General features: G+C 64.3%; 10 protein-coding genes, 1 tRNA gene and 1 pseudogene. 4 read left to right on the forward strand and 8 right to left on the reverse strand.

The window, feature by feature from the left end; genetic code table 11:
• Positions 1–31: 31 nt before the first annotated feature.
• A complete protein-coding gene (locus SB756_RS24460) occupies positions 32–1279 on the forward strand; it encodes a glycosyltransferase family 4 protein (RefSeq protein WP_341798039.1) in 1248 nt (415 codons plus the stop codon).
• Here SB756_RS24460 and glp read toward each other — a convergent pair.
• Both glp and moaB read right to left on the reverse strand, forming a co-directional pair.
• Entirely contained in the window at positions 1268–2494 is a 1227-nt protein-coding gene (gene glp, locus SB756_RS24465) for a gephyrin-like molybdotransferase Glp (protein WP_016500758.1), read from the reverse strand. The two genes, SB756_RS24460 and glp, sit on opposite strands and share 12 nt — an antisense overlap.
• A complete protein-coding gene (moaB, locus tag SB756_RS24470; protein WP_341798037.1) occupies positions 2478–3017 on the reverse strand; it encodes a molybdenum cofactor biosynthesis protein B in 540 nt (179 codons plus the stop codon). The genes glp and moaB overlap by 17 nt, the downstream gene beginning before the upstream one ends.
• A gap of 187 nt (positions 3018–3204) precedes the next feature.
• Between moaB and SB756_RS24475 the strand changes: the two genes are divergently transcribed.
• Together SB756_RS24475 and SB756_RS24480 are read left to right on the forward strand one after the other, a co-directional pair.
• The gene (locus SB756_RS24475; RefSeq protein ID WP_016485624.1) at positions 3205–3426 is read left to right on the forward strand and encodes a YgdI/YgdR family lipoprotein; all 222 of its coding nucleotides are present in this window, start codon (positions 3205–3207) and stop codon (positions 3424–3426) included.
• A gap of 80 nt (positions 3427–3506) precedes the next feature.
• Positions 3507–3583, forward strand: a tRNA-Pro gene (locus SB756_RS24480).
• Between the two features lie 54 nt (positions 3584–3637).
• Here SB756_RS24480 and SB756_RS24485 read toward each other — a convergent pair.
• The 3 genes and pseudogenes from SB756_RS24485 to SB756_RS24495 all read right to left on the reverse strand — a co-directional run bounded on the left by SB756_RS24485 (position 3638) and on the right by SB756_RS24495 (position 7208).
• Positions 3638–4405, reverse strand: a complete 768-nt coding sequence (locus SB756_RS24485) for a methyl-accepting chemotaxis protein (protein ID WP_410458097.1) — start codon at positions 4403–4405, stop codon at positions 3638–3640.
• 165 nt (positions 4406–4570) lie between these two features.
• Positions 4571–5314, reverse strand: a pseudogene (locus SB756_RS24490) (methyl-accepting chemotaxis protein); the annotation flags it as partial.
• Between the two features lie 130 nt (positions 5315–5444).
• Positions 5445–7208, reverse strand: a complete 1764-nt coding sequence (locus SB756_RS24495; RefSeq protein ID WP_410912253.1) for an ABC transporter transmembrane domain-containing protein — start codon at positions 7206–7208, stop codon at positions 5445–5447.
• 208 nt (positions 7209–7416) lie between these two features.
• Between SB756_RS24495 and SB756_RS24500 the strand changes: the two genes are divergently transcribed.
• Positions 7417–7590, forward strand: a complete 174-nt coding sequence (locus SB756_RS24500) for a PA1571 family protein (RefSeq protein ID WP_193393751.1) — start codon at positions 7417–7419, stop codon at positions 7588–7590.
• A gap of 106 nt (positions 7591–7696) precedes the next feature.
• On the opposite strand, the gene pdxB is transcribed toward SB756_RS24500, so the two are convergent.
• From pdxB to SB756_RS24515, 3 genes are read right to left on the reverse strand one after another with little or no spacing between them, the layout of a single operon-like run.
• Complete coding sequence (gene pdxB, locus SB756_RS24505; protein ID WP_341798033.1) at positions 7697–8839, reverse strand: 4-phosphoerythronate dehydrogenase PdxB; 1143 nt, start codon at positions 8837–8839, stop codon at positions 7697–7699.
• Between the two features lie 60 nt (positions 8840–8899).
• A complete protein-coding gene (tusA, locus tag SB756_RS24510; RefSeq protein ID WP_016500764.1) occupies positions 8900–9142 on the reverse strand; it encodes a sulfurtransferase TusA in 243 nt (80 codons plus the stop codon).
• Positions 9139–9408, reverse strand: coding sequence for a hypothetical protein (locus SB756_RS24515; protein WP_410912256.1), 270 nt, complete (start codon positions 9406–9408; stop codon positions 9139–9141). The genes tusA and SB756_RS24515 overlap by 4 nt, the downstream gene beginning before the upstream one ends.
• Positions 9409–9426: the final 18 nt, after the last annotated feature.

The raw sequence follows: 9426 nt of genomic DNA on the forward strand, positions 1-9426 counted from the left end.
CATCCGCGGCCTTTCACGAGGATTCCGGGTCATGCGCATTCTCTGGACACTGCCCTACCTACCCTGGCCGACCACCAGCGGTAGCAAAACCCGGCAATACCACCTGATGCGCGCACTGGCACAGCAGGGCCACCGCATTACCCTGTTGGCGCAGTCGAAAATCCCCCTCAGCGATACAGCCCGCGAAGCCCTGGAGCCACTGCTCGAACGCCTGATCGTAATGCCCCGTCGGCCGTTGCACAGCCCGCTGAACTTATTGGCTTCGCCCATCATCGACTACCCCATGCGGGCCATCATCAACGGCCTGTCCCCTTGCCTGCGGCACCGTTTCGAGCAATTGCTGGACGAACCCTGGGACGTGATCCAGATCGAGCACAGCTACAGTTTTCAACCGTTCGAGAAGGCTCTGCAAGCCCGCGGGTTGCCCTACATGCTCAGCGAACACACGCTCGAGTCGGTGATGGGCGGTGCCTGCCATGACCGGCTGCCCCTGTGGCTGCGCCCACTCAACGCCTTCGACCGCTGGCGCTACCGGCGCTGGGAACAGCGGGTGCTATGCCAGCCCACCGAGCTGGTGGCAGTCAGCGCCCACGACGCCGAGCTGATCGCGCAGATCAGCGGGCGACCGGTGAATGTGGTGGTCAACGGTGTGGATTGTGACTTCTACCAGCACGTGGAGCCCGCGTTACACAGCCAGCGCCTGCTGTTCGTCGGCAACTTCGAATATGGCGCCAACCTCGAGGCCATCGAGTGGGCGCTGGAAGATATCATGCCGCAGGTGTGGATGAGCAACCCGGCTGTGCGCCTGGCAATAGCCGGGCATGCCCTGCCGGCCAGCTGGAAACTGCACTGGAACGACCCGCGCATCGAATGGTTTGGCTACCGCCCTGACCTGCGTGAGCTGCAAAAGCGTTCGGCACTGTTCTTCGCGCCGCTGCGCTATGCCGGGGGCTCCAAGGTAAAAATCCTGGAGGCCATGGCCGCAGGCCTACCGGTGATCACCACCGGCAAAGGCGTATCGGGCCTGACCGCAAACAACGGCGAGCACTATCTGGGCAGTGATGACGGCGACCAGTTGGCCCTGCTGATCACCCAACTGCTCAACCAGCCCTGGCGCATGAGCCAGTTGAGCGCTGCCGGGCGCCAGTTCGCCCGCCAACGCCACGACTGGAGCGTGGCCGCCCAGCAACTGGAGAACGTGCACATGCGCCTGGCCCAGGCAGCGCCGGCGGACGCCGCGCCGCTGGGCAGTGCCTGGCTGGGCCGCTCAGCCAAGTAGCTCGCTGAAGGGAATGAACGGCACGCTGTCGCCCTGTTTCGGCGTGCTGCCCTCTCGCACTTCCACCAAACCTTCGGCCCACGCCGCGCTGCGCAGCACGCCGGAGCTCTGGTTCTTGTAGATACGCACCTGGCCCTGCTCGATGCGTGCACGCAGGTACTCGCGCCGCGTGCCGGCCTTGGGCCAGTCAAAGCCTGCCGGCATGTCGAAGCGCAGCGGCGTGACATCGCCCACGCCCTGGCGACGTAACAGATAGGGCCGGGTCAGCAGGCCAAAAGTGACCAGGGTAGAGGCCGGGTTACCCGGCAGGCCGATCACCGGTACGCCCTGGAAGTGGCCGAAGGTGAGTGGCTTGCCCGGCTTGATCGCCAGCTTCCACAAGGCCAGCTCGCCCGCCTCGCGTAGGGCTGCACCCAGGTAATCGGCCTCGCCCACCGAGACACCACCGGTAGACAAGATCAGATCAACGTCGCCAAGCGAGGCCAAACAGGCGCGGGTAAGCGCCAAATCATCAGGCAGGATGCCTGCATCGACCACGTCGCAGCCCAGCCGCTGCAACCAGCTGACCAGCAGCCGGCGGTTGCTGTTGTAGATTTGCCCCGGCCCCAGCGGCAGGCCGGGCTCGACCAGTTCGTCACCCGTGGACAGCACCGCCACCCGCACTTTGCGCACCACGTCCAGTCGGCCGTGGCCCAGGGTCGCCGCCAGGCCCAGTTCGATAGGCCCCAGCCGGGTGCCGGCGCTCATCACCTGCTCGCCCTTGCGGGTCTCCTGGCCTTGAGGGCGGATGTTCTGATCGGCATGCAAGGGCTCGAGAAAGCGCACCCGACCGTCTTCGGCCACTTCGGTGTTTTCCTGCATCTCGACGCAATCGGCACCTTCAGGCACTGGCGCCCCGGTGAAGATGCGCGCGCAGGTGCCCGGCTGCAGGGGCTGCGGCGCATGGCCGGCGAAGATCCTCTGGCTGACCGGCAGTGGCTCGCCCTGCCAGTCGGCCTTGCGCAAGGCATAGCCGTCCATGGCACTGTTCGGCCAGGGCGGCAGGTCGAGCGAGGCCACCAGGTCAGTGGCCAGCACGCGGCCCTCGGCCTCGGCCAACGGCAGGTTCTCGGTGTCACGGATCGGCGCCGCTTCGGCCAGCGCCAGCAGTTGCTCCAGGGCTTGCTCCACCGGCATCAATGGCCGGGCCTGGCTAGCCTCAGCCACGGCTGTCACAGGCCGCTGCCTGCTTCAGGTGCGGCACGAAGTTGCATGGGCGATGGCGTGCATCGAGCTGCTCCGCCAGGATGCCGTCCCAGCCGGTGCGCACCGCATTGGTCGAGCCCGGCAGGCAGCACACCAAGGTGCCGTTGGCCAACCCGGCCAGGGCGCGCGACTGCACGGTGGAGGTGCCGATGTCGGCCACGGAAATCTGCCGGAACAGCTCGCCAAAGCCTTCGACCTGCTTGTCCAGCAGGCAGGCCACCGCCTCGGGCGTGCTGTCACGGCCGGTAAAGCCGGTGCCACCGGTGATCAGTACCACCTGCACGTAGTCATCGGCAATCCAGGTGGCGACCTGGGCGCGGATCTTGTACAGGTCGTCTTTCAGCAGTACGCGCTCGGCCAGGCGGTGGCCCGCTGCGCTCAGGCGGTCGACGAACAGCTGGCCAGAGGTGTCGGTGTCGAAGGTGCGAGTGTCGCTGACCGTCAGCACGGCGATGTTCAGCGCCACGAAGGGGGTATCTGCCTTGGCTTTCATGGGTGTCCGTCACAACAGGATGAGATGGCCGCAGTTATATCACAGCGTACCTTTGCCCGGCGTTGCGCCATCAGCCTTGCCCTGGATCAAGAAGACAGATTTGTCGCTATGCTGCACTTGGAGTGAACTTACACTAATGTCCTGCGTCATAAATGTCATCTAGCACCATCGCACTTGGAGAAACACGATGATCAAACGGACCCTACCCGCCTTCCTGCTAGCCTTGGGCCTGGGCGCCCTCGCTGGCTGCTCGACCCCTACCGTCATCACCCTGAACGATGGCCGGGAGATCCAGGCAACGGATAAACCCTCCTTCGACGAAGACTCCGGTTTCTACGAATTCGAGCAACTCGACGGTAAGCGCACGCGCCTGAACAAGGACCAGATCCGCACCGTCAAAGAGCTCTGATCAAGCACCTGTTTTGGCAAAGGCCCCTATAACAACAAGGGCTTGTGGGCGAAAACGGGATGCAGTAGGATTTTGTTCATCGGAGTGTAGCGCAGCCAGGTAGCGCGTCTCGTTCGGGACGAGAAGGCCGCAGGTTCGAATCCTGTCTCTCCGACCAGATCCTTTTCAAAAAGCCCGCCTTGCGCGGGCTTTTTGTTGCCCCTGAAAAGTGTCAGGCGCTCAGGCGCGAGGTTACTTCGCCCAGCTGCCCGGACAACCCATGCAGGCGTTGCCCCGCCTGCTCGGTGTGCTGCACCGACTCCTGGTTGGCCGTGGCAATGCGGGTGATTTCGATCAGGTTGCGCGAAATGTCTTCGGCCACGCTGGTCTGTTCTTCGGCCGCCGTGGCGATCTGCCGGTTCATGTCGCGGATCGCCTCTACCGCCTGGGTGATGCGTTGCAGCATCTGCCCGGCCTGCTGCACCTGCTCGGCCCCCTCTTCGCTTCGCTGCTGGCCGCTTTCGATGGCCTTGACCGCTTCAACCGCACCTGACTGCACCGCTTCGATGATCTGATGGATCTCGGCAATCGAGGCTGCCGTGCGCTGGGCCAGGCTGCGCACCTCATCGGCCACCACCGCAAAGCCACGCCCGGCCTCGCCGGCACGGGCCGCTTCGATGGCCGCGTTCAGCGCCAGCAGGTTGGTTTGCTCGGCAATACCGCGGATCACTTCGAGCACTTTGCCGATGCGCGTGCTGTCGTGTTCCAGGTCGCGGATTACCGCAGCCGTGCCGGCGATTTCGCGGTTGACCACGCCAATGATATCGATGGTCTGCTGCATCACCTGCTCACCCGCCTGGGCACTGTGGTCGGCGTCATCCGCTGCGCGGGCAGCTTCAGCAGCATGGCGGGCCACTTCCTGGGCGGTGGCAGACATCTCGTGCATGGCCGTGGCCACCTGGTCGGTGCGCTGGAACTGGTCATGGGTGCCGCGGGCCATGTCGCCGGCAATGCTGCGCAACTGGCCACTGGCACCTTCCAGCTCCTGGGCATTGTCCTTCAGCCGGCCGACGGTGTCGGCGAGAAAGTCGCGCAAGGTGTTGGCCGCCCGCGCCAGGCGCCCCAGTTCGTCCTCGCGGCGGCTGTCCACGCGGGCGGCAAAACGGCCCTGGCTAAGCTGCGCGACGTACTCGATCAACTGGCGGATCGGCTCGATCAGGCTGCGGTTGACCAGCCACAGGCTGAACAGCCCCACCAGTAACGCCGAGGCCAGCATCACCAGCAAGCCCAGCCATACCGTGCGTTCGGCACTGGCGTTGATGCTGGCCGCACGCTGGCGGGCGTCGGCACGCAGTTGCTCGACCAGTTCGCTCATCTGCTCACTGGCGGCGCGGTCTACACCCTTCACCGCCAGGTCGCCGGCTACCGGGTCGCCACCGGCGGCAAGGAAGGCCTGACGGCCCTGCGCATAGGCCTGGCCCAACTGCCGATGGCTGTCACGCAGTTGCTGCAACGGCGCCTTGAGCCTGGCGTCGCTGCTGTCGATCAGTTGCCCGAGCAGTTGTTGCACCTGCTGTTCGCGAGCCTGAAACTGCTGCCAGTACTTGTCCATCTCAGCCGGCTGGCGCCCGCGCAACAGCACGTTCTTCCATTCCTGCACCTGGATCTTGAACTGCAGGTTGGCTTCATCGATCAATTGCGAGGCCCGCAGCGGCCCCTCCACCAGCTCGGCATAACCGCGCACGCTGGACGACAAAAACTGGAAACACACCAGGGCGATCAACAGCATCGCCACCAGGCTGCCGCCGAGCAGCGAGAGAATTTGCACTCTGAGGGATTTACGCAACATCGTGGATCTCGAAACCGGAAGGAAAGGAATGGCGCGCATCCGCAACACCAGGTAAGACATTCCATGTCCTTGTTGGCAGGCCAAAAAAAAGCTGCCATCAAGCAATGGCAGCCAGGTCGAGCACTTACGCAACAGTTGAGCCAGATACTCTCAGGCAATTGCTACAAAATTGTTACAAACTCGCGACGCATTAGCCGCTGGTGAATTGCAAGGCCGCCAGCCGCGCATACAGCGGGCTTTCCTCGACCAGCTGGCGGTGGGTACCCACCGCCACCACCCGGCCCTTGTCGATGACCGCAATGCGCTCGGCATGCTGCACCGTGGCCAGCCGATGGGCGATCACCAGCGTGGTACGCCCGGCCATCAGGCTGGGCAACGCCTGCTGGATCAAGTGTTCGCTCTGCGCGTCGAGCGCGCTGGTGGCCTCGTCCAGCAGCAGGATCGGTGCATCCACCAGCAACGCCCGGGCAATCGCCAGGCGCTGGCGTTGCCCGCCAGAAAGGCCGATGCCACCCTCGCCCAAGGGCGTCTGGTAGCCTTGCGGTAGCTGCCGGATGAATTCGTCGGCATGGGCACCGTGCGCCGCTGCTTCGACTTCGGCCAGGGTCGCATCGGGCCGGCCATAACGGATGTTGGCCTCCACCGTTCCGCGAAACAGTGAGGGGTTTTGCGCCACCAGGGCGAACTGGCGGCGCAACTGGTCGGGGTCCAGCTCGGTCACCGGCAGGCCATCGAGCAGGATGCGCCCTTGCTGTGGGTCGTAAAAGCGCAGCAACAAATCGAACAGGGTCGACTTGCCCGCCCCCGAGGGGCCCACCAAGGCCACGGTCTGCCCGGGCTCGATAACCAGGCTCAGGCCATCGACCGCTGCCACCGAGGGCCGTGACGGGTAGGCGAACACCAACTGCTGCAACTCGATACGTCCACTGGCCCGCTGCTGCGGTAGCGCCTGCGCCACGGTGGGTGGCAGGATCGCACTGCGCGCCGCCAAAAGCTCGGCAATGCGCTCGGCCGCACCCGCTGCACGTTGCAGCTCGCCGATCACCTCACTGAGGGTGCCGAACGCGCTACCGACGATCAGGCTGTAGAACACGAACGCCGCCAGTTCGCCTGCGGAGATACGCCCGGCGATCACATCCATGCCGCCGACCCACAGCATCACCCCCACTGCCCCCAGCACCAGCACGATCACCAGGGTAATCAGCCAGGCACGCTGGGCAATCCGCTTGCGGGCCACGCCAAAGGCGGCTTCGACCGTGTCGGCGAACCGTTCGCGGTCATGCGTCTGGTGGTTGTAGGCCTGTACCGTCTTGATCTGCCCCAGGGTCTCGGCCACGTAGCTGCCCACATCGGCCACCCGATCCAGGCTCTGGCGCGACAGGCTGCGCACCCTGCGACCAAACAGCAGGATCGGTGCCAGCACCAGCGGCAAGGCCACCACCACGATGCTGGTGAGCTTGGGGTTGGTGATGAACAACAGCACCACACCACCAATGACCATCAGCGCGTTGCGCAGGAACATCGACAGCGATGAGCCGATAACCGATTGCAGCAAGGTGGTATCGGCGGTCAGCCGCGACTGGATCTCGGAACTGCGGTTGTCTTCGAAAAAGCCGGGGTGCAGGCCGATCAGGTGGTCGAACACGGCACGACGGATATCGGCCACGCAACGCTCGCCAATCCACGACACCAGGTAGAAACGGCTGAAGGTGCCCACCGCCAGGGCCAGCACCAGCAGCAGGAACAGGCCGATGGTCTGGTTGAGCTGGTGCGCCGAGCGGGTCATGAAGCCCTGGTCTACCAGCAGGCGGATGCCCTGCCCCATGGACAGCGTGATGGCGGCGGTAACCACCAGGGCCAACAAGGCCAGCAGCACCTGTCGACGGTAGGGACGAACGAACTGCCAGGCCAGGCGCAAGGCTCGGCGTTGGCGAGGGGAAACCGAATCGGGCATGGCGGCGGCTACGATGGCGGGGAAACCGCAGACTACCACTCATCCGGCAGGGGGAATGCATGCAGGTTGCTATAACGCATCGGTCTAAACAGATGATGGAGCTTTCACAGGGTTTCTGTTGGACTGTTGCTGCCGTGACACAGAAGCTGTCACAGCCCAGTCACGGCGCAGGGCTACCCTGAACTTGAACCTGAAGAGGAGACAGTGCATGAGCTTGCAGCATGGCAGTGACAACCAGAAGCCTCAGACCACCCCGCCACCCCAGGCATGCGGTTCGATCATCGACGGCAAGGGGCGCGAAGTGCCAATTACCGAGCAGATGATCCAGCAGGCCTGCAAGGCCCTGGAAGAAAGCCGGGTCGAGCGCGTACACAAAGGTTGATCAGATTTTTTTGCAACCCGGCGCCTGCGCCGGGTTTTTATTGCCTGACAGCCGCTGTACGCCGCTCCTACAGGGGCTGTAAAAACCTGGGGGAATTGCGAGCTTGTCAGACCAACTCCGCCCCCAAGGCACTCACCAGCTGCGCCAACTGCGGCGACTCCCCACGCAAGCGCACTGCCAACCCTTCGATCTCGCGCCGCGGCGGGTATTGCTTGCGCAGCTGGTCGAACGCCGCACGCTGCTGCTGCGGGTCGTCACTCAGGCTGCGGCGGAAGTCGGCATCGTCGCGGCGTGGGTCGTACACCGCGCGGCACAGGGTCGCCAAGGCCCAGGCCGGGTCAGTGCTGGCATCCAGTTCGATTTGCGCCAGCGGCGGTCGGGGCAGCAAGTCGGCCAGTTGCACCTGCTCGTCCACACCCAGGAACCGGCACAGCGCCTGGTAGATCTGCGCCGTGCCACGCTGGCGGCCGTCGAGGCTGTAGCCGGCAATGTGCGGTGAGGCCAATGTGCACAGGTCGGCCAGTTGCAGGTCGACCTGTGGCTCGCCCTCCCACACGTCCAGCACTGCGTGCACGTCTTCACGGTCCAGCAGCAGCTCGCGCAGGGCGGCGTTGTCCACCACCGGACCACGGCTGGCGTTGATCAGCCAGGCACCCGGCCGCAACTGCGCCAGCTGCGCCTGGCCTAACAGGTGCCAGGTCGGGTGCTCGCCATCGCGCTGCAACGGGGTATGCAGGCTGATCACATCGCACTGTTGCACGATGGTTTCGAGGCTGACGTAGTTGCCGCCCTCGGCGGCCTGGCGTAGCGGATCGCACACCAGCACCTTCCAGCCCAGGCCGTGCAGCACCCGCACCAGGCGGCCACCCACTTCACCCGCGCCCACCACGCCATACACCCGCTCGGGGAGTGCCGCGCCATCCAGCTCGGCCAGGGTCAACAGGCTGCCCAGCACGTAGTCGACCACACCGCGGGCATTGCAGCCCGGCGCACTGCTCCAGCAAATGCCGGCTTCGGCAAAGTAGTCCAGGTCCAGGTGATCGGTACCGATGGTGCAGGTGCCGACAAAGCGTACGCGGCTGCCTTCGAGCAACTGGCGGTCGACTTTGGTTACCGAGCGCACCAGCAGGATATCGGCGTCCTTGACGCTGGCGGCATCGAGACTTCGGCCGGGGTAACGGCGGATTTCACCGAAACCCTGGAAAAAGGCATCGAGCAGCGGGATGTTCTCGTCGGCAACTATCAGCATGGCGCTCTCCTGTCTGGGGAACGCAGTGTAGGCGCAACGTCGGGCGTGTTCCAGAGCGCTTCAGTCGGCTTTCTTGCGAATCCAGTACAGGAAGGTACCGGCGTCTTCTTGCTGCTGCAGCAGTTCGTGGCCGAGGAAGTTGCAGAACTTGGGGATGTCGCGGCGGGTCGACGGGTCGGTGGCGATAACCTTGAGCAGGCCGCCGGCGGCCAGGTCGCGCACGTGCTGGTGCAGCATCATCACCGGTTCCGGGCAGTTCAGGCCGGTGGCATCGAGGATGGCGTCGGGGGTGAAATCGGTCATGGGGGGCTCCGAAAATGATCGCCATTGTCGCGCATAGCGCGACGCGGTCCAAGCACCGCTTGAGAAATGCGCAGCTGCCCGCCAGCCCAGCTCTTGCTCTTGCTCTTGCTCTTGCTCTTGCTCTTGCTCTTGCTCTTGCTCTTGCTCTTGCTCTTGCTCTTGATCTTGATCTTGATCTTGATCTTGATCTTGATCTTGATCTTGATCTTGATCTTCGCGACTTCAGGAGGCCGAACGCAGGCCTTGCGGAGGGAGGTGACGGGCATGGATGCCCGTCAAGCGCT

The sequence above is a fragment of the Pseudomonas sp. SIMBA_068 genome, from assembly GCF_046534705.1.
Classification (GTDB): Bacteria; Pseudomonadota; Gammaproteobacteria; order Pseudomonadales; family Pseudomonadaceae; genus Aquipseudomonas; species Aquipseudomonas putida.

Coding starts and splice junctions, on each gene's coding strand:
- SB756_RS24475 (WP_016485624.1), top strand. CDS start 3,205: ATGATCAAACGGACCCTACCCGCCTTCCTGCTAGCCTTGGGCCTGGGC.
- SB756_RS24485 (WP_410458097.1), bottom strand. CDS start 4,405: ATGGCCCGCGGCACCCATGACCAGTTCCAGCGCACCGACCAGGTGGCC.
- SB756_RS24495 (WP_410912253.1), bottom strand. CDS start 7,208: ATGCCCGATTCGGTTTCCCCTCGCCAACGCCGAGCCTTGCGCCTGGCC.
- SB756_RS24500 (WP_193393751.1), top strand. CDS start 7,417: ATGAGCTTGCAGCATGGCAGTGACAACCAGAAGCCTCAGACCACCCCG.
- SB756_RS24460 (WP_341798039.1), top strand. CDS start 32: ATGCGCATTCTCTGGACACTGCCCTACCTACCCTGGCCGACCACCAGC.
- tusA (WP_016500764.1), bottom strand. CDS start 9,142: ATGACCGATTTCACCCCCGACGCCATCCTCGATGCCACCGGCCTGAAC.
- pdxB (WP_341798033.1), bottom strand. CDS start 8,839: ATGCTGATAGTTGCCGACGAGAACATCCCGCTGCTCGATGCCTTTTTC.
- SB756_RS24515 (WP_410912256.1), bottom strand. CDS start 9,408: ATGCCCGTCACCTCCCTCCGCAAGGCCTGCGTTCGGCCTCCTGAAGTC.
- moaB (WP_341798037.1), bottom strand. CDS start 3,017: ATGAAAGCCAAGGCAGATACCCCCTTCGTGGCGCTGAACATCGCCGTG.